15 protein-coding genes are annotated in these 19,365 nt (G+C 70.5%); 8 read left to right on the forward strand and 7 right to left on the reverse strand.

Annotated features, from left to right (window positions below; all coding sequences use genetic code 11):
- Positions 1–447 precede the first annotated feature (447 nt).
- From ABGB18_RS25870 to ABGB18_RS25880, 3 genes are all read right to left on the reverse strand, one after another.
- Positions 448–2,868, reverse strand: a complete 2,421-nt coding sequence (locus ABGB18_RS25870) for a ComEC/Rec2 family competence protein (RefSeq protein ID WP_347698180.1) — start codon at positions 2,866–2,868, stop codon at positions 448–450.
- An 826-nt stretch (positions 2,869–3,694) separates the two neighbouring features.
- The gene (locus tag ABGB18_RS25875; protein ID WP_347698181.1) at positions 3,695–4,111 is read right to left on the reverse strand and encodes a ComEA family DNA-binding protein; all 417 of its coding nucleotides are present in this window, start codon (positions 4,109–4,111) and stop codon (positions 3,695–3,697) included.
- A 1,134-nt stretch (positions 4,112–5,245) separates the two neighbouring features.
- Positions 5,246–5,947, reverse strand: a complete 702-nt coding sequence (locus ABGB18_RS25880; RefSeq protein WP_347698182.1) for a TetR/AcrR family transcriptional regulator — start codon at positions 5,945–5,947, stop codon at positions 5,246–5,248.
- A gap of 88 nt (positions 5,948–6,035) precedes the next feature.
- Between ABGB18_RS25880 and ABGB18_RS25885 the strand changes: the two genes are divergently transcribed.
- Complete coding sequence (locus tag ABGB18_RS25885) at positions 6,036–6,938, forward strand: aldo/keto reductase (RefSeq protein ID WP_347698183.1); 903 nt, start codon at positions 6,036–6,038, stop codon at positions 6,936–6,938.
- Between the two features lie 210 nt (positions 6,939–7,148).
- Here ABGB18_RS25885 and ABGB18_RS25890 read toward each other — a convergent pair whose 3' ends face one another.
- The 4 genes from ABGB18_RS25890 to ABGB18_RS25905 all read right to left on the reverse strand — a co-directional run bounded on the left by ABGB18_RS25890 (position 7,149) and on the right by ABGB18_RS25905 (position 11,943).
- The gene (locus ABGB18_RS25890) at positions 7,149–8,069 is read right to left on the reverse strand and encodes a DegV family protein (protein WP_347698184.1); all 921 of its coding nucleotides are present in this window, start codon (positions 8,067–8,069) and stop codon (positions 7,149–7,151) included.
- Positions 8,070–8,082: 13 nt separating this feature from the next.
- On the reverse strand, positions 8,083–9,291 hold the full coding sequence (gene hutI / locus ABGB18_RS25895; protein WP_080041975.1) for an imidazolonepropionase: 1,209 nt from the start codon (positions 9,289–9,291) through the stop codon (positions 8,083–8,085).
- A 462-nt stretch (positions 9,292–9,753) separates the two neighbouring features.
- Entirely contained in the window at positions 9,754–11,175 is a 1,422-nt protein-coding gene (hflX, locus tag ABGB18_RS25900; protein ID WP_347698185.1) for a GTPase HflX, read from the reverse strand.
- 75 nt (positions 11,176–11,250) lie between these two features.
- Entirely contained in the window at positions 11,251–11,943 is a 693-nt protein-coding gene (locus ABGB18_RS25905; RefSeq protein WP_347698186.1) for a DUF4097 family beta strand repeat-containing protein, read from the reverse strand.
- Positions 11,944–12,109: 166 nt separating this feature from the next.
- Between ABGB18_RS25905 and aceB the strand changes: the two genes are divergently transcribed.
- The 7 genes from aceB to ABGB18_RS25940 are packed head-to-tail and all read left to right on the forward strand — an operon-like array spanning position 12,110 to position 19,353.
- Positions 12,110–13,687, forward strand: coding sequence for a malate synthase A (aceB, locus tag ABGB18_RS25910; protein ID WP_347698187.1), 1,578 nt, complete (start codon positions 12,110–12,112; stop codon positions 13,685–13,687).
- 26 nt (positions 13,688–13,713) lie between these two features.
- Positions 13,714–15,150, forward strand: a complete 1,437-nt coding sequence (locus ABGB18_RS25915) for an FAD-linked oxidase C-terminal domain-containing protein (protein ID WP_347698387.1) — start codon at positions 13,714–13,716, stop codon at positions 15,148–15,150.
- A gap of 12 nt (positions 15,151–15,162) precedes the next feature.
- Positions 15,163–16,365, forward strand: a complete 1,203-nt coding sequence (locus ABGB18_RS25920; RefSeq protein ID WP_347698188.1) for an FAD-binding oxidoreductase — start codon at positions 15,163–15,165, stop codon at positions 16,363–16,365.
- Between the two features lie 13 nt (positions 16,366–16,378).
- Positions 16,379–17,581: a heterodisulfide reductase-related iron-sulfur binding cluster gene (locus ABGB18_RS25925; protein WP_347698388.1), complete on the forward strand. Its 1,203-nt coding sequence runs from the start codon at positions 16,379–16,381 to the stop codon at positions 17,579–17,581.
- A 10-nt stretch (positions 17,582–17,591) separates the two neighbouring features.
- A complete protein-coding gene (locus ABGB18_RS25930; protein ID WP_347698189.1) occupies positions 17,592–18,344 on the forward strand; it encodes an IclR family transcriptional regulator in 753 nt (250 codons plus the stop codon).
- A 51-nt stretch (positions 18,345–18,395) separates the two neighbouring features.
- A complete protein-coding gene (locus ABGB18_RS25935) occupies positions 18,396–19,136 on the forward strand; it encodes an IclR family transcriptional regulator (RefSeq protein ID WP_347698190.1) in 741 nt (246 codons plus the stop codon).
- 4 nt (positions 19,137–19,140) lie between these two features.
- Positions 19,141–19,353 carry a DUF2277 domain-containing protein gene (locus ABGB18_RS25940; protein ID WP_347698191.1) on the forward strand — a complete coding sequence of 71 codons (213 nt, stop codon included), beginning with the start codon at positions 19,141–19,143 and terminating at the stop codon, positions 19,351–19,353.
- Positions 19,354–19,365 lie beyond the last annotated feature (12 nt).

Raw genomic sequence — 19,365 nt, forward strand, 5'->3', positions numbered from 1 at the left:
TCACCAAACACCTGATGCGGGCCGTGGACGAGATCACCGGCGGGCGTACGTCACAGGCCAACATGGCGGTGCTCATCAGCACCGCCGAGGTAGGTGGGGTGCTCGCGGCGGCCCACGCCCGCCACCGCCTATCCCCCTGAGAGCAACCCCTCCTACGGCCCTTCACTCCACCCGAGAGAAACAGACCAACCGCCCCCACAGGCGATCAAACGTGCACACAGTCACCCACGCCTCCCAGCCCCTCGCCTTGAAAGCCCCCTCCCCCAAACCTCACCCCATCATCAAGCAAACTCATCAACCACTGGCCTGCAGACATCAACGCCTGATCCAGACACCCCAGCACTCCAGCACCTCAACGCCCCAGCAGCCCGATACCCCAGCGCACCACAACTACGCCCTCGACACCCTGGCGCTTTCGATCCGCCCACCCGCTCCGCGATCGCCCAACTATCGCCCCCGTGAGACCACGGCCAATCCCTCATCCCGCTCTACCACCGCAAGGTCCCCCGACTGGTCGGTCCGGTAAACGGTGGCACCGAGGCGACGTAGCAGGCCGAGAGTGCTCGGGGCTGGATGACCGTAGTCGTTGTCGGCGCCTGCACTGATCAGCGCAGCGCGTAAACCAAGGGACGACAGGAACTCCGGAGACTGCCTGTTCGACCCGTGATGTGGGGTCTTGAGGATGTCGGCCCTGATGTCCATCCGATGCAGGAGCTGCTCCTGTGCCTCGGTTTCCAGGTCTCCGCCGAGCAACGCCGACCCGGACCGCCAGCGTACGTGGAGGACGACGCTGGAGTTGTTGATGGCACTGCCTTCGCCATAGCCATACGTCTCGCCCAGCGCGGGATCGGGAGCGAGGATGGTGAGCTCTGAGGGCCCGAACCGCCACCGAGTGCCCGGAACGGCGATCCATTCCGGAATCCGATGATGCGCCAGCGTCGCCGAGACGCGTTCACCGGCTCGGGCGCCGGTTCCCCGCGGGCTGAGCGGCCCGAGTGATCCAACCGAGCCAACCGAATTGGCAGAGCCAGAAGCGCTGGCCGAGCCAAGCGGCCCAACCGAACCAAGCGGGCTGACGACTGCGGCTCCGACGCGCCGGTTCCTGAGGACTCCTGGCAGGCCGTCCACGTGATCGGCATGCGGGTGAGTGAGGACGAGCAAAGGCACCTCTCTGACCCCCACCCGACGCAGGCACCGATCCATGGTGACCGGATCCGGCCCGGCATCCACCACGACGCCTCTCCCCGGTCCCGACGCGATGATGAGGCCATCCCCCTGCCCTACGTCGCACATCACCATCAGCCATCCCTTGGGCGGCCACGGGCCTGCGATGGGCCGGATCACGAGCACCGCGACCAAGGCGGCACCGGCCGCCGTCAACGCCATCGCCCGCCAGGCACGGCGCCGCAGGATCGGGATCGCGATGGCCACCGCCAGCGCCAGCAGCCCCACCCCCGGAAGCCCACCAGGCCACGGCAACGTGGCAAAGGGCACGTTCACCGCCCACCGGGCGACCGTGATGATCCACCCGACCGCGTAGCCCGCCGGGACAACCAGCAACCGAGCGCCATCCGGCCAGACGGGCGCCACGAGGGCGGCCCCGAACCCGAGCAGGGTCGCGGGCGCCACCGCTGGAGCCACGAGCAGGTTGGCGAGCACCGCGACCGGCGTCAACTGCCCCGCCATCAACACGAGCACAGGCGTCACGGCCACCTGCGCCGCCGCCGGCACAGCCACCGCCTCAGCCGCCCATCGCGGCAACCGCCACCACACCTTGAGGGCACCGCCACGGGGCGCTTCTCCACTCGAACCGCTGGACCTCGAGCAGCCCTCTCCTCCCCAAGACTCCCCTGAGGCTTCGCCGGCTCCATCGCCCAAGGCGACCTGGGTGTACCGGGCAGGCTGGATGCTCCGGGTACCGTTCGTTTGCTGGGGGTCGTGGTGGCTCCGAGCATCATCGGCGTTTCCGGAGCCGTCGGCGTCCTGGGCGGTCTGGGTGTTCTGATCTTTCTCGGCATTCTGGGTTGACAGGTGGTCGCGCCAGCGTGGGGCCAGGATGAGGATTCCGGCGGTGGCGGCGACCGAGAGGGCGAAGCCGTAGGAGCGGGCCAGTTCGGGGGCGAACAGCACCAGGAACAGGACCGTGGTCGACAACGCCGCGAGCCCGTCGCGTGCTCGGCCGGTGCCCAGTGCAATGGCGGCAGCCAGGCCCATGAGGAGGGCACGGAGGACGCTTGGGGAGGGGCGGGCGACTACGGCGAAGGCCAGCATTGCCAGGGCTGCGAAGATCGCCCTGACGGGGAGCGAAAGGCCGATCAGGCGGGACAGCGCGAGGGCCGCACCTGCGACGATCGCCAGATTCGCCCCGCTTACCGCATGCAGGTGGTTGAGGCCGGACTCCTTGAGGTCGGAGGCTACCTGAGGGTCCATGCGCGAGATGTCGCCGACCACCAGGCCGGGAAGCAGGCCACGTTGATCCGGAGGGAGAGTGTCGGCGGCGGCTCGGAGGCCGGACCTGAGGGCACCCGCCGCCGTCTGAAGCCCGGACGGTTGGCTCAGGACTCTAGGTGGGCCACGCACCAGGAGTATGGCCGCGACAAGGTCGCCAGGGGTCGGCTCTACAAGGCGGCCGGTGACTTCGAGACGCTGGCTGGGCAGAAAGTCCTTCCAGGCGTTTCCGGCGGCGAAGACGGTGACGGGGACGTCGACGGTCTGCCTCGTCACGGCGGTCCGGATGCTCTTGAGGGTGGCCGCTATGACGTAGCTGTCCTGGTTGAAGTGCCCACCTCTGTTGGCTCTCCGTTTGGGGTCGTCTGTCAGGGCTATCTGGGCGGTGATGACGGTGTTGTGGGCGGCCAGTTCGGGCACGGGACCCGTCGTGAGTGCGTGCACTCGGAAGGCCACTGATGCCGACGATGCCGCGGCGCAGATGAGTGTGGCGACGGCGATGTTGCGCCAGGCCGGCGATTCAGGGCGCAAGCCAACGCGCCAGGACGAAGACCTGGGCCAGAGGCGGAACCACCAGGCCGGCGGCGCGGGTCGTGAGAGGGCGGGAGAGCCTGTAGGCCCGGGGCGCAGGCCCACATATTGGGTCGGGGACCTGAGCCGCGAGGTGGAGGGCCAGGCCGGCGGCTCAGGTCGCGAGCGGGCGCACCACGCCACGGTTGAGGCGCCAAGGGCGGCGCAGATCGCGACTGCCATGCCCGTGAGCGCAGAACAACCCAGCAGCGCCAGTGCACTGGCCCAGGCGGCAACCGCAGGGAGGATCAGGGGCCAAGCGTGATCGCGCTTGTCGGCGTCGGGGTTGAGTCCGCCGGCAGGGCCAGGATCCGGCCCGTCGCGGTCAGAGCCCACCCTGTTCGCACCGCTGCCTCCGCCGTCACGAGCAACGTCCAGCCCGCCCGGGACAGACCCAGACCCAGCACCGCCACTGCCCCGCGGCTCCAGGGCGACATCCAGCTCGCCACGGACAGGGCCCATCCCGTCCGCACCACCGCCCCGCCCAACGCGAGCACCGTCCAGGCTCTCGGGGACGGACCTGGGCCTGCCCGTGCTGCGCTTCAACGCTTCAGAGGCAATGTCCAGACCGTCCGTGCCAGGGAGCATGCGGGTGTGGTCGGCCTTGGTAGCTCGCGTGCGGTCCGAGTCGGTAGTCCGGGGGCGGCCCGCTTTTTCAGCATGCGGATGGCGCATGTCAGACCCGGACCTTCGGCTTGATCTCGTCGTACTTTCGTGGGCCTATGCCGTTAACTTCACGTAGCTGTTCCACTGTGGTGAAGCCGCCGTGGCTGGTCCGGAACTCGGCTATTCGGGCCGCCAGGACCTCTCCGACGCCTGGGAGTTGTTCGAGCTGGTCGGTGGTGGCGGCGTTCAGGTCAAGGATGGCGGTGGCGGGGTCCAGGGCGGGGGTGCCTGGGGCGGCGGCTTGGCCCGTGGTGGCTCCTACGACGATCTGTTCGCCGTCGATCAGGCGTCTGGCGAGGTTGAGCGGGCCGATGGAGGCGCCTCGGGACACTCCTCCGGCAGCCGTCACCGCGTCCGTAACTCGGGAGCCTGAAGGGAGCAGGTAGACGCCGGGGTCACGGATCTTGCCGGCGACGTGGACGGTCACCTTGGTGGCAGTGGCGGAGGAGGAGGGAGACGGGAGCGCGGACGAGATCGGTGTTGGGGGTAGCAAGGGATCTGGGGAAGGTTGGGCTTGCCAGGCGAGGAAGGCCGCGACGGCAACCGCGAGGGCGGCGATGGCGAGCAGCACGCGAAGTCCCGGCTTGCCCGGGTCGAGCGTGGAGCCCAGCCTCGGCGCCTGGGAGGCGAGCGCTTTGCGGAATGCCTGGAAGGAGGACGGGAGAGGGACAGGGCTGATCGTTCGTGGACGAGGGGGTGGCAGTGCGTCGGGGCTATCGAGGGTGGCATCCCAGGGGTTGCCCAGGTCTGGGGCATTCCAGATGCCCGTGGGGTCCTTCGAGTCCGGGGCATTCGGGAGGTCCCTGGGGCTGCCCGGGTTCAGGACATTCCAGATGCCGCTCGGGTCCGCCGAGTCCGGGAGGTTTCGAAGGTCCCTGAGGTCGCTCTGGTCCCGGACATTCCGGAGGGCCGTGAGGTCGCCCGGGTCTGGGATGTGCCAATCGTCGGCTTCGCGAAGCTGGGGGCGATCACGGGAATGGCGGGCGCTGGACGTGGACGGCTCGTCTCGGCGGGTGCTCGGCCTGGCATGCCGGGCGAAGGGTCGGCGGGCAGGCGCGGTGATCGACCGTAGCCGGGACTCGGCTATCGTCCGCTCTGCCGTTGGATCGGGGCTTCGCACGCCCGCGAATGTAGGCGTTCTGCGGTAACGCCAGGAGACCGAGCCGTGTTCTGGGGATAAGGCCAGTTCTGGGGTGACGCGACTGTGGATAACGGCGCCTGGAGCGGAGTTGGCGTCTGGAGCGGAACACCCCGTCCGGGCGGGCCAGGAAAGGGCGAGCGGGCTGGGGAAGGGCCAGGTGATGTCCCGCACAGCGGCGTGATTCCTCACCCGCGCAGCTCTGTTCGCCCAGTTGGGCAACGCACAACGAGATCGTTGATCCACCACTCGGAGGGACCCCCCATGAGCGCTGCATGGACGTGTGTCGAAGTCCGGGGCGACGGTTTTGTGAGTGGTTCCGGGGACCCGTGGCCTGTCCTTCGGTGGCCGGCCTGGATGATCGCCGATCGGCGGCCGCCCAAGGCTCCGGATCTGCCTGATCAACAGGCCCGGTGACTCCCGTCAGCGGGCGAGTTGGTGGAGCCAGTCGCGGAGTAGGGCGGTTTCGGTCGGGCGGAGTGGGAGGGTGGCGCCGTCCAAGGTGGTGAGGGCGGCATCGAGGGCGAGGGCCCGGGAGGCAAGGCTGGGGTCCGTGGCCGGGGGCGGGTCGGTGGTCAGGGAGTCGATGAGGGCATCGCGCATTCTCGTGAAGGTCTCCGGGTCGCGGTCCTCGGTGGGGGCGCCGATCAGCGACAGGGTGACGCCGGTGACGGCGGCCAGCAGGAGGCGGGCGGCCAGGGCGGGCGGGACCCGGAGGCGGCCGGCGGCGGCGGCACGTCCGAGGAACTTCAGCAGGAGGTCATTGGCCTCGTCGGCGGCGGGTGGGCGGCGGCCGGGACGGTCGGTGCCGTACATCAGCAGGTAGAAGGCGGGGTGGCGCAGGCCGAAGTCGACGTGGATGTCCCAGCCGCGGCGCATGTCATCGACGGGGTCGTCGGTACGCGCCAACGTGTGCTTCTCGGCCAGGTAGGTGTCGAAGGCGTGGACGGCCAGGGCCGCGAGGAGGCCGTCCTTGTCGCCGAAGAACTGGTAGAGGGAGGCGGCGCGGATGCCGGCCGCCGCGGCGACCGAGCGGGTGGAGACCGCCTGGGCGCCCTCCCGTTCCAGGAGGTCGGCCGCCACCTCGATGATCTGCCGCCGGATACGGGTCTTCGCGTCATCCACGGTTGCGATGCTACGGCATTTGGCGTATCACTGACACAGGCAGTGCTACGCAGTTTAGCGTGGCAGTGATACATCGAGGGAGAAGCCAGTGAATCGGCTCGGATATGGAGCCATGCAACTCGCCGGGCCGAACGTGTGGGGGCCGCCGGGCGACCCTGAGTCGGCGCGGCGGGTGCTGCGCCTGGCGGTCGGGCTGGGAGTCACGTTCTTCGACACCGCGAACGCGTACGGGCCGCGTACGGTCAACCAGCTGATCGGGGAGGCGCTGCGGCCGTTCCCCGAGGGAGTGATCGTCGGCAACAAGGTCGGCGCCGGGCGCGGCCCGGACGGGTCGTGGATCATCACCGACCACCCGGACACCGTCCGCCGCCAGGTCCACGAATCGCTGACCGACCTGGGTACGGAAGTGAGCGAGCTGACCTACCTGAGACTCGGTGGCGACAGTCCGGTACCGCGAAGCGACGTGCCGCTGGAGGACTCGCTGGGCGTGCTCGTCGAGCTGCGCGACCAGGGGCTCATCCGCCACATCGGCCTGTCCGGCGCGTCGCCGGAGATGCTGGCCCGCGCGCGGAGGATGACGCCGATCGCCGCCGTACAAAACCGCTTCAACCTGCTCGACCGCAGCGGCGTGCAGGTCCTCGCCGACTGCGAGGAGCAAGGCATCATGTTCGTCCCCTACTACCCGCTGGCCTCCGGGCGGCTGACCAGCTACGACGAGCTGACAGGCCCCGCAAGGCGCCTCGGCGCGACGCCCGCCCAGGTTGCGCTGGCCTGGCTGCTGCGCCGTTCGCCCGCGATGGTCGTCATCCCCGGCACGACGAACCCCGATCACCTGCGCGCCAACATCGCCGCGGCCGAGGTCGCCGAGAGCCTGACCGACGCCGAGATGGCCCGCCTGACCGGCCTCGCGGACGAGTCGAAGGCCGTCATCGACCAGCCGCACCAGTCCACGCTCGACGCGCTCAGGTCCGCGGCGGACAGCCACCGTTGAAGCTGCTTGGTCGCGGCGGAGGCCACCGTTGAAACCGCTTGAACGCCGCAGAAAGCCACCGCTGGGCAACCGCTTGGCCCCGTCGGCCATCTCGCCCTGCGGTGGCCGGCACCTGCCGTCTGGCGCCCCCACCGGCGGCTGCGCCCCGATGCCGGGCCGATGGCAAGGGGCGGAACTGGTCCGAGAGTTGCCGGTGATCGGCGCGGGAGGCTAAAGGTCGGGTGAGGTGACCGTCAGGCCGAGCATTCCGGGGCCCACGTGTACGCCGATCACCGCCCCGACCTCCACCACCCGTACCTCCGCCGGCCCGGGAATCCGTTTCGGCAGCCGTTCCGCCAGGGCTTCGGCCCGTTCCCGTGCCCCCAGGTGCTGTACCGCCACCGCCACCGCGCGCTCACCCGCTGTTTCCACCGCCACGTCTTCCAGCCGGGCGATGGCCCGCGACGCTGTACGGACCTTCTCCAAAAGCAGGATGCGGCCGTCCGCGATGTGGAGCAGGGGTTTGATCATCAGGGCGGAGCCGACGAGGGAGGCGGCGGTGCCGATGCGACCGCTACGGCGCAGGAAGTCCAGGGTGTCGACGTAGAAGTACGTGCGCGTGGTCTCTATGCGGCGGCGGGCCGCCGAGGCGACGGTCTCCGGGGAGGCTCCCTCGGCGGCGGCTCGGGCGGCGGCCAGGACCGGGTAGCCGAGGCCCATCGCGATCGAACGGCTGTCGATCACCTCCACCGGCACCGGCGCGTCACGGGCCGCCGCCATGGCGGACTCCACGGTGCCCGACATTTCACGCGACAGGTGGATCGAGACGATTCCGGTGGCCCCAGCGGCGGCCAAGGACGCGTAGCAGGCGGCGAAACGGGCCGGGGCGGGCCGGGAAGTGGTGGCGCCGACCAACTCGCCGGAGAACCAATCCTCGCCACCCGGCCTCCCAACGCCCCCGGCCAACGACTCGCCGCCACTCGGTGCGGCGAGGTCGGCCGGCCGGTCGTCACCCGAGCCAGGGACCGCCGGGCCGGCCACATCCATGTGCCGGGCGTCGCCGGCCACCACCTGCGCCGGCACCACCGTGATCCCAACCCCCGCAGGCAGGCAGGCGGTGGAGTCCGTGACGACCGCGACCCGGTGCCGCATCACCCGAGATCAACTACTGGACGGGGGTCCCGCCCCGCCACACCCGCCGCGGCTTGAGGCCGAAGGACCAGGCGAAGGCGCCCTCATGGTCGGCGTCCCACTGCACGATGTCCGCCAGCCGCCCAGGGGCTAACACGCCGCGGTCCGGGGCGCCGAGGACGGTGGCGCCCCCCAGGGTGGCCGCGCGGAGTGCGTCGTTGACGCTCATCCCGAACGCGGACACCGCCATGGCGATCACCAGGGACATCGAGGTGATGCCGCAGTAGCCGGGGTTGTGGTCGCTGCCGAGCGCGATCTGCACGCCGTGCTTGATCATCTGGCGGACCGGCGGGAGGTGACCTCGCTGGAGCGCCGTGGCGGGGCAGACGACGGCGGGCACGCCGTAGCGGGACATGATGGCGATGTCCTCGTCCGACATGTGGTGCAGCCCGTCGGCGGAGGCGCAGCCGAGCTCGGCGGCCAGTTGCACGGCGCCGCGGCGGCTGTACTGGCCGGCGTGGATGCGCGGCAGCAGGCCGACGTTGCGGCCCGAGGCGAGCACCCAGCGGGACTCCTCGGTGGTGAAGTGGCCCTCGTCGCAGTAGACGTCGACGCTGTCGGCGCCCGCCGCGGCCGCGTCGGCGCACCAGGCGCCCACCGCCTCGACGTATTCGCGCTGCCGCCCGAAGTATTCCGGCGGCACCACGTGCGCCGCGAGGAACGTCACGTGCACCCGCGGCATCATCGGCTCCTTCTCCAGCTCGCGCAGGAGCCGCACGTCGGCGAGCTCGCCGTCGCGGGTGAGGTGGTAGCCGGTCTTGGCCTCGACCGTGGTGGTGCCGCTGAGCAGCCAGCCGCGCAGCCGCTCGCGCACGCCGTTGCAGAGGGTCCACGGGTCGGTGCCGCGGGTCACGGTGACGGTCGAGCCCACGCCGCCGCCCGCCGCGGTGATCGAGGCGGAGGTGGAGCCGCCGGTGCGGATGGCCAGCTCGGCGTAGCGGTTGCCGGCGTAGACGGGGTGCGTGTGGGCGTCGATGAGGCCGGGCGTGACCAGCGCGCCGCCGAGGTTTTCGACATGGTCGACGTCGACGATGTCGTCGACGACTCCGGGCACGCTCTGCGGCAGGTCGGGCGCCCGCCCGACCCACGCGATGCGGTCGTTGTGCACGAGGATGGCGGCGTTGCTGAGGACCTCGTTGCCGGTCCAGAGGCGGCCGATGTTGGTCAGCAGTCGAACGGTCACCGCATCACCGCCCCGCACGGCCCCGCCGACAGGCCCCGAGGCAGGCATAGCGCACAGCGCACGGCCTGGGCCGCGCCCATTGAGTCCGCTCCGGGTCCGGACGACATGGGGGGTCTCCTGCTCTCATCCGCATCAAGCTGTGCGGTGACCGTATCGCCGGGAGGCATGATCCGGCGATTTCAGTTCAGTTACGTTATTTCACAGCTGGGCTTGCTGTACAGGGTTATTCGGAAGAAAGACCACTGTTCCCACCGGTCACCCAGCTTTACCTCGTCCCCATGGCCCCCGCTGACGACTTCGGCACATGCAGTCATCATCCGAAACCCAGAACCCAAACCCAAAAGCAGGCCAACGATTGGTCTGGACAATCCTAGCAACCCCTGGGTTCGGCGACCACTGCCGCTTTTGGGCAGCTCTGCGCTATTTGCGGCGAGAGCTGCCCAAGCACCTGCGGGCGATCCGCTAGGAGACGCGCTCGACCGGCTTGCCCACCCTCTCCAGCTCCTGGAACAGGCTGGGCAGCACGCGGGCGTGCAGGATCGTGCCGTCCTCGACGTGGTCCACGGAGAGCACCTCGCCCTCCTTGTGGGCACGCGAGATCAGGTCCCCCCGACCGTACGGCACCAGCAACTGGACCTCGTGGTCCAGCCGCGGCAGCTCCCGCTCGATGAGCGCCATGAGCTCGGGGATGCCCTTGCCGGTCCGCGCCGAGACCACCACGCTGTGCCGCTCACGCCGGATGATCCGGTCGATCACCTCCTGGTCGGCGGTGTCGGCCTTGTTGATCACGACGATCTCGCGGATGTCGGAGGCGCCCTCGATGTCGGCCAGCACCTCGCGTACCGCCGCGAGCTGCCCCTCGGGGTCGGGGTGCGAGCCGTCGACCACGTGCAGGATCAGGTCCGCCTCGGCGACCTCCTCCAGCGTGGAGCGGAACGCCTCGACGAGCTGGTGCGGCAGGTGCCGGACGAACCCGACGGTGTCGGCGATCGTGAACAGCCGGCCCTCCGGTGTCCGCGCCCGGCGTACGGTCGGGTCGAGGGTGGCGAACAGCGCGTCCTCCACCAGCACGCCCGCGCCGGTGACGCGGTTGAGCAGCGAGGACTTGCCGGCGTTGGTGTAGCCGGCGATGGCCACGGCCGGGACTTCGCGGCGCTGGCGCTGGTAGCGCATGGTCTCGCGCGAGGTGGACATGCCGCCGATCTGGCGGCGCAGCTTGGACATGCGCTCGCGGATCCGCCGCCGGTCCAGCTCGATCTTGGTCTCACCGGGGCCGCGACCGCCGATGCCGACGCCGCCGGCGGCGCGACCGCCGACCTGCCTGGACAGGTTGCCACCCCAGCCGCGCAGGCGGGGCAGCAGGTAGGAGAGCTGGGCCAGCTCGACCTGCGCCTTACCCTCGCGGCTCTTGGCGTGCTGGGCGAAGATGTCGAGGATCAGCGCGGTGCGGTCGATGACCTTGACCTTGACCGTCTCTTCCAGCTGGCGGAGCTGACCGGGAGTCAGCTCGCCGTCGCAGATCACGGTGTCGGCGCCGCTGGACTCGACCACGTCGCGCAGCTCCAGCGCCTTGCCGGAGCCGATGTAGGTCGCCGGGTCAGGTTTCTGGCGGCGCTGGATGAGGCCGTCGAGCACCTGCGATCCGGCCGTCTCGGCCAGGAGCTTGAGCTCCAGAAGGGAGTTTTCCGCGTCACCGGCGGTGCCGGAGGTCCAGACGCCGACGAGAACGACCCGCTCGAGCCGCAGCTGCCGGTATTCGACCTCGGAGACGTCTTGGAGTTCGGTGGACAGGCCCGCCACGCGGCGCAGCGCCTGCCGGTCCTCGAGGTCCATGTCGCCGGTCTCGAACTCGTCGGGCGCGGTGTATTCGTGCATTCGTGTCATCTCTATGAGGGAACGTCCGGACACCCCGGTGTCTTCCCATGATGGTGGCACGACATCCCTGGCGTAATCACGTGGTTATCCGGCCGACACGGTGACGTCGCCGGAACCGGTGCTCATCGAGATCTTGTGCGGCGAGGAGGCGTCGGTCTTGACGGAGACGTTCGCGTCGCCGGCGCCGGTTTCGCTCTTCACGTCATAGGCCCCGTCGGGAACGCTGAGCGTCAGGTCCCCGGAGCCGGCCTTCAGCTCGGCGCTGTCGGGCGCGGCGGCGTAGCTCAGCTCGATGTCCCCCGACCCCGTCTCGGCGACCACCTTCTTGTTCGCCATCCCAGAGGCGTCGAGGTCTCCGGAGCCGAGGCGGGCGGAGAGCTCCCCGGTCAGGCCCCTCAACGTGAGGTCGCCGGACCCGGCGTCGAGGTCGACGCGCAGCCCCTTGGGGATCTCGATCTTGTAGTCGACGCTGCAGTTCCCCCAGTTCGCCGGGCAGTCGTAGGTGAGCATCAGTCTGCCTCCCTCGACCTTGTGCTCGGTCTCGGGCTTCGCGTCGCCGCGCCAGCGCAGGGTCTCGACCACCTGTACGGCCGATCCCCCCGTCTCGGTGACCACGGCGTTGCCGGAGCCGTTCTTGAGCTGCAGCGTGGTGACCTTGTCGGTCACCTCGTACGAAACGGTGTCCTGGTCCGACGGGCCGCCGACGGCCGCGAGCCCGCATCCGGACAAAAGCAGTGCGGAGGCCAGCAGTCCGCCCGCGATGGCGATCGATTTCATGCCCACATCCTTTCTCGGCATGGCCGCCGCCACATCGGGGATGCCCCGGAACGTGGGCCGGGGTCAACCCCAGCTTTGACCCGGGAAGCGCCCAGAGAGTACGTTCACTTCCACAATCCAGAAATTGTTTTCCATAAGATGGAAAATGATATGAGGGAGAGGTCCCATGGAGATCACCGGCCCGATGCTCGACCGGTTCGACGAGATCCTCACGCCGGAGGCGCTCGCGTTCGTGGCGGCTCTCCAGCGGGAGTTCGGCGCCCGGCGGCTGGAGCTGCTGGAGGCCCGCCAGGCTCGGCAGGCGGAGCTGTCGGCGGGCGGCATGCTCGACTTCCTCCCGGAGACCCAGAAGATCAGGGAGTCCGACTGGCAGGTCGCTCCCCCGGCGCCCGGTCTGGAGGACCGCCGCGTCGAGATCACCGGCCCCGTCGACAAGAAGATGACCATCAACGCGCTCAACTCGGGCGCCAAGGTGTGGCTGGCCGACTTCGAGGACGCCAACTCGCCGCTCTGGGAAAACTGCGTGAGCGGCCACCTCAACCTGCGTGACGCCCTCGACCGGACGATCGACTTCGAGACCGGCGGCAAGACCTACGCCCTTCGGCCCGATGCCGAGCTGGCCACGGTCGTGGTGCGGCCGCGCGGCTGGCACCTGGACGAGAAGCACGCCACGGTGGACGGGCGGCCGGTGTCGGGCTCGCTGTTCGACTTCGGCCTCTACTTCTTCCACTGCGCCCAGCGGCAGCTCGACAAGGGCAAGGGCCCCTACTTCTACCTGCCCAAGATCGAGTCGCACCAGGAGGCGCGGCTCTGGAACGACGTGTTCACCAAGGCGCAGGAGCTGCTCGGCCTCCCGCACGGCACCATCAGGGCGACGGTGCTCATCGAGACGTACCCGGCGGCGTTCGAGATGGAGGAGATCCTCTACGAGCTGCGCGACCACTCGGCGGGGCTCAACGCGGGCCGCTGGGACTACCTGTTCAGCGTCATCAAGAAGTTCCGCACCAGGGGCCGCGAGTTCCTGCTGCCCGAGCGGAACACGGTCACGATGACGGCCCCGTTCATGCGCGCGTATACTGAGTTGCTGGTGCGCACGTGTCACAAGCGCGGCGCGCACGCCATCGGTGGGATGGCGGCGTTCATTCCCTCGCGGCGCGACCCCGAGGTGAACGCCGTGGCGCTGGAGAAGGTGCGGGCGGACAAGACGCGCGAGTCGGGCGACGGATTCGACGGGTCGTGGGTGGCGCACCCCGATCTGGTGCCGATCTGCCGCGAGGTGTTCGACGGCGTGCTGGGCTCGCGGCCCAACCAGCTCGACCGGCTGCGCGAGGACGTCGTCGTGACCGCGGCCGAGCTGCTGGCGGTGTCCGAGACGCCCGGCGAGATCACCGAGGCGGGGCTGCGCGGCAACGTGGACGTGGGGCTGCGCTACCTGGCCTCCTGGATGGGCGGGCAGGGAGCGGCGGCGATCCACAACCTCATGGAGGACGCCGCCACCGCCGAGATCTCGCGCTCACAGGTCTGGCAGTGGATCCACAACGACATCACCCTCGCCGACACCGGCGCGCAGGTGACGAAGGAGCTGGTGGAACAGATCATCATGGAAGAGCTGGACAAGATCGCCGCCGAGCCGGGCTACGACGAGAGCCTGTACGCCCAGGCGACGGCCCTGTTCAAGGAGGTCGCCCTGGACGACGACTTCGCGGAGTTCCTGACTCTTCCGGCCTATGCTCGAATGCCGTAGGACAAGTACGTAAAGGGGGATCGGTGCTGGAAACGCTGACGGCCGCGCTGCGCTCGCTGCTGCCCCAAGGCTCGGTGATCACCGATCCGGTACGCCTGCGCACGTACGAGTGCGACGGCCTCACCTACCACCGGGCGACCCCCGGCGTGGTCGTGCTGCCGGACACGGCCGAGCAGGTCGCCCGCGTGGTGCGCGTGTGCAACGACTTCGGCGTGCCCTTCGTCGCCCGGGGGTCGGGCACGGGCCTGTCGGGCGGGGCGCTGCCCCGCGAGGACGGCGTGCTCATCGTGACCTCCAGGATGCGCCGGATCCTGGAGATCGACCTGGACAACCGCAGGGCCGTCGTCGAGCCCGGTGTGACGAACCTGGCGATCACCGAGGCCGTGCGCGACCGCGGCTACTACTACGCTCCCGACCCCTCCAGCCAGCAGGTCTGCTCGATCGGCGGCAACGTCGCGGAAAACTCCGGCGGCGCCCACTGCCTCAAATACGGCTTCACCGTCAACCACGTCGAAGCCTGCGAGATCGTCACCCCCGACGGTGACCTGGTCACGCTCGACCGCATGGATCCCGGCTACGACCTGCTGGGCGCGTTCATCGGCTCGGAGGGCACGCTGGGCATCGCCACCAAGATCACGGTGCGGCTCAGCCGCGCGCCCGAGTCCGTGACCACCGTGCTGGCCGCGTTCGGGAACATCGAGCAGGGCGGCGAGGCCGTCTCGGCGATCATCGGGGCGGGCATCGTGCCGGCCGCGATCGAGATGATGGACGCGCTGGCCATCGAGGCGGCCGAGGCCGCGGTGGCCTGCTCCTACCCCGCGGGCGCAGGCGCGGTGCTCATCGTGGAGCTGGACGGGCCCGACGCGGAGGTGCGGCGGCAGTTCGAGCGGCTCCAGGAGATCTGCTCGGCGGCCTTCGAGCTGCGAGTGGCGGCCGACGCGGCCGAACGGGCGGCGATCTGGAAGGGGCGCAAGTCGGCGTTCGCGGCCGTCGGGCGCATCAGCCCGGCCTACATCGTGCAGGACGGCGTGGTGCCGCGCACGGCGCTGCCCGGTGTGCTGGCCGCCATCGACCGGCTCTCCCACGAGCACCAGATCAAGGTCGCCAACGTTTTCCACGCCGGTGACGGCAACCTGCATCCGCTCGTGCTGTTCGACGACGGGGAGCCGGGGGCGGGCGAGCGGGCCGAGGTGGTGTCCGGGGCGATCCTGGACCTGTGCATCGAGCACGGCGGCTCGATCACGGGTGAGCACGGGGTCGGGGTGGACAAGTCTCGATACATGCCGAGGATGTTCAGCGAGGACGATCTGGAGACCATGCAGCTCGTCCGGTGCGCGTTCGACCCACGGGGGCTGTCCAACCCGGGCAAGGTGTTCCCCACGCCGCGGCTGTGCGGCGAGGTGCCGGGCGTGCGCAAGGGCGTGCATCCGCTGGTGGAGTCGGGGAAGGCGGAGCAGTTCTGATGGGCGGTGCTGATGCTTGACGACAGCGACGTGCTTGGCGACATCGGCGTGACGGTCAGGCAGGCGGGCGCGGAGGACGCCGTCAGCGGCGTGCGCCCGCGCTGGGTCGCCCTGCCCGAGTCCGTCGAGGAGGTCGCGGCGCTGCTGCGGGCCTGCGCCGAGCGGGACCTGGCCGTGGTGCCCGCGGGCGGCGGCACGAAGCTGCACTGGGGCCGCCCGCCCGAGCGCTGCGACGTGCTGCTCGACATGTGCTGCATGAACGAGATCCTGGAGCACGCGGCGGGCGACCTCGTGGTGCGCACGCAGGCCGGGGTGACCATGGAGGCGCTGGCCGCCGCCCTCGCCGAACAGGGCCAGGAGCTGGCACTGGACCCGCCGTTCGCGGAGCACACGACGGTCGGCGGCACGCTCGCCACCGCGACGGCGGGGCCGCGCGCCTTCCGGTACGGCACCGCGCGCGACCTGCTCATCGGCATCACCGTGGTGCTGCCGGACGGCACGATCGCGAAGTCGGGCGGCAAGGTCGTCAAAAACGTGGCGGGCTACGACCTCGGCAAGCTCTTCACCGGCTCGCAGGGCACGCTGGGCGTGATCGCGGAGGCGACGTTCCGGCTGCATCCGCTGCCCGCCGACCGGCGCTGGGTCACGGCGGAGCTCGACCGCGCCGAGGTGGCGCCGGTCGCCGCGGCGTTGGCCGCCTCGCAGGCCGAGCCGAGCGCGGTCGAGGTGGACTGGCCGGATCCGGCCGGGCCGATCAGCCTGGCCGTGCTGGTGGAGGGCACGGAGGCCGAGGCGCGCGCGCTGGCCGTACGCGAGCTGGTCGGGAAGGGCTCGGTGACCGGCGAGCGGCCGTCGTGGTGGGGGCTGATCCAGCGGGACGAGGTGCTGGTCGAGGTGCGGTTCCCGACCACGGCCACGCGGGCTGTGCTGGACGCGGCGGCCGAGACCGGCTTCGCGCTGCGCGGCTCGCCGGTGACCGGGCGGGTGCTGCTGGAGCCCTGGCGGCCGGTCGGGGAGAGCGAGCTGGCCGCGGCGGTGTCCGGGTTGCGGGCGACCGTGGAGTCGGCCGGGGGGCGGGTGAACGTGCTCGCCGCCCCGTACGCGGGGGTCGAACGGTGGGGGCAGGTGAGCGGGCTGCCGTTGATGCGGCGGGTCAAGGAACGCTTCGACCCCGGGCGCGTGATGTCCCCCGGACGGTTCTTGGGAGGCATCTGACGTGGATCCGAAGATCGACCCGAAGCTGATCAACGACTGTGTGCACTGCGGGTTCTGCCTGCCGACATGCCCGACTTATGCGTTGTGGGGCGAGGAAATGGACTCGCCGCGCGGGCGGATCCACCTGATGAAGCAGCACGTCGAGGGCACTCCCATCACACCGGAGATGGCCGGACATTTCGATGCCTGCCTGGGTTGCATGGCGTGTGTCACGGCTTGTCCGTCCGGGGTGCAGTACAACCTGCTGATCGAGCAGACCAGGGCGGCCGTGGAGCGCGAGCACGAACGCGAGCCGCGCGAGCGGGCCGTACGCGAGGTCGTGTTCAGCCTGTTCCCCTACCCGCGCCGGCTGCGGCTGCTGCGGCCGGCGATGTGGCTGGCCGGGCGGATGGCGCCGTTCCTCGGCCGGGTGCACCCGAGCCTGGGCGCCATGGCCGCGCTCGCGCCCCGGGTGGAGCAGCGCCAGCGCCTGCCTCGCCTGGTCCGGGCCAGGGGCGAGCGCCGGGCCGTGGTCGGGATGCTCACGGGGTGCGTGCAGGGGGAGTTCTTCCCGCAGGTCAACGCGGCCACCGCGCGGGTGCTGGCGATGGAGGGGTGCGACGTCGTGATCCCGCCCGGCCAGGGGTGCTGCGGGGCGCTCAGCGTGCACTCCGGGCGCCAGGACCAGGCCAGGCGGCTGGCGAGCCGGACGATCAGGGTCTTCGAGCGGGCCGGGGTGGACACCGTCGTGGTGAACGCGGCCGGCTGCGGCTCGTCCATGAAGGAATACGGCGAGCTGCTCGGCAGCCGGCCGTCCTTCAGGGTCATGGACCTGTCCGAATACCTGGCCGAGCTGGGTCCCGTGGCCAAGCGGCATCCGCTGCCGCTCACCGTCGCCTACCACGACGCCTGCCACCTGGCGCACGCCCAGGGGATCCGGGCCCAGCCGCGCGAGCTGCTGAACGGCATCCCGGAGCTGGAGCTGCGCGAGATCCCCGAGTCGGCGATCTGCTGCGGCTCGGCGGGCACGTACAACCTGCTGCAGCCCCAGGCCGCCGGCGACCTCGGCGACCGCAAGGCCGAGGCGGTCGCCACGACCGGCGCCGAGCTGCTCGTCTCCGCCAACCCCGGGTGCACCATGCAGATCGCCTCCGCCATGCGCCGCGCCGGGGCGGAGATCAGGGTGGCGCACACGGCCGAGGTGCTCGACGCCTCCCTGCGCGGGGTGACCCTTTGAGGCAGGGCCGGTGAGCGTCCAGTCGGTCGAACGGGCGCTCGACGTGCTGGAGGCGCTGGCCGAGCACGGGGGGTCGGCGAGCCTGTCGGAGATCGCCGCGCGCACCGGGCTGCCGTACGGGACCATCCACCGGCTGCTGCAGACCCTGCTCTCGCGCGGCTACGTGCGCCAGGAGTCCGACCGCCGCTACGCCCTGGGCGGCGGGCTCGTCCGCCTGGGCGGCATCGCCGAGGGCATGGTCGGCGTGTGGGCGCAGCCGTATCTGGCCAAGATGGTGGAGCTGTCGGGCGAGACCGCCAACCTGGCCGTGCTCGAAGGCGACTTCGTCGTCTACGTGGCGCAGGTGCCCTCGCCGCGCAGGCTGCGGATGTTCGCCGAGGTCGGGCGGCGGGTGCTGCCGCACAGCACGGCCGTGGGCAAGGTGCTGCTGGCCGGGCGGCCGGGCCGGGAGGCGGTCGCGACGTTCGAGCGTACGGGCATGCCGCGGCGCACCCCGAACACGATCACCGACGTGACCGCCATGCTCGCCGAGCTCGACCTGACCAGGGCCCGGGGTTACGCCATGGACCTGGGCGAGGAGGAGCTCGGCGTGCACTGCCTGGCCGTGCCCGTGTGGGACGGAGATCGGGCGGTGGCCGCCATGTCGATCTCGGGACCCGCCGAGCGCATCGAGGCGCTGAACCGCGAGGACCTGGCGGAGGGCATGCGGAAGATCGCCTTCGACTTCGGCAACGAGCTCAGCCCCGCGACCGGCGGAGGGTGAAGCGGCCGCAGGCGACTCGGAAGGCGGCACCGGCAAGTATCGTGTTGCGCTATGAGCAACACGACGTCGGTCCAGTCGGTCGATAGGGCGATCACGATCCTGGAGATCCTCGCCCGCGACGGCGCCACCCGCGTGACCGATCTCGCGGTGGAGCTCGACGTGCACAAGTCCACGGCGTTCCGGCTGCTGGCGGCGCTGGAGCAGGGCGGGCTGGTGGAGCAGAGCAGCGAGCGGGGGCGCTATCGGCTCGGGTTCGGTGTCGTACGGCTGGCGGGCGCCGCCACGGCCCAGCTCGACCTGTCACGGGAGAGCCGGCCGGTGTGCCTGCGCCTGGCGGAGACGGTCGGCGAGACCGTCAACATCGCGGTGCCGCAGGACGGCGACGCGGTCAACGTCAGCCAGGTACGCGGCCCCGCGGCCATCAGCGGGCACAACTGGGTCGGCCAGCGCACCCCCTCGCACGCCACGTCCAGCGGCAAGGTGCTGCTGGCCTTCGGCGCCCTGCGGCTGCCCGCCGAGCTGGAGCGTTACACGCCGCACACGGTCACCTCGGTGGCCGGGCTGGCCCTGGAGGAGATCAGGGAGCGCGGCTGGGCCACCACCGTGGAGGAGCTGGAGGTGGGCCTGAACGCGGTGGCGGCGCCGATCAGGGGCAGCGACGGCGCGGTGGTGGCCGCGGTGAGCGCCTCGGGGCCGTCTTACCGGCTGACGCCGCGGCGGCTGCCGGAGGTGGCGGAGCTGCTGGTGGCGGCCGGCCGGGAGATAAGCCAGCGGATCGGATATTACGGTTAGGGGCATGTGCCGAAGCATCAAGACACTGCGTCCCCCGTACACCGAGAGCGTGACCGAGGAGGACGTGCGGGCCGCCGCGTTGCAGTTCGTACGGAAGATCTCCGGGTTCCGCGCGCCCGCCGCGCACAACGCGGAGGCGTTCGACCGGGCCGTCGAGGCGATCACGCGTGCCTCGGAGGATTTGCTGGGGGCATTGGAAGTTCGCGGATCTCGTTGACAGGGCCGCCCG

Source organism: Nonomuraea sp. B12E4, assembly GCF_039871825.1.
In the GTDB taxonomy this organism is placed as follows: Bacteria; Actinomycetota; Actinomycetes; order Streptosporangiales; family Streptosporangiaceae; genus Nonomuraea.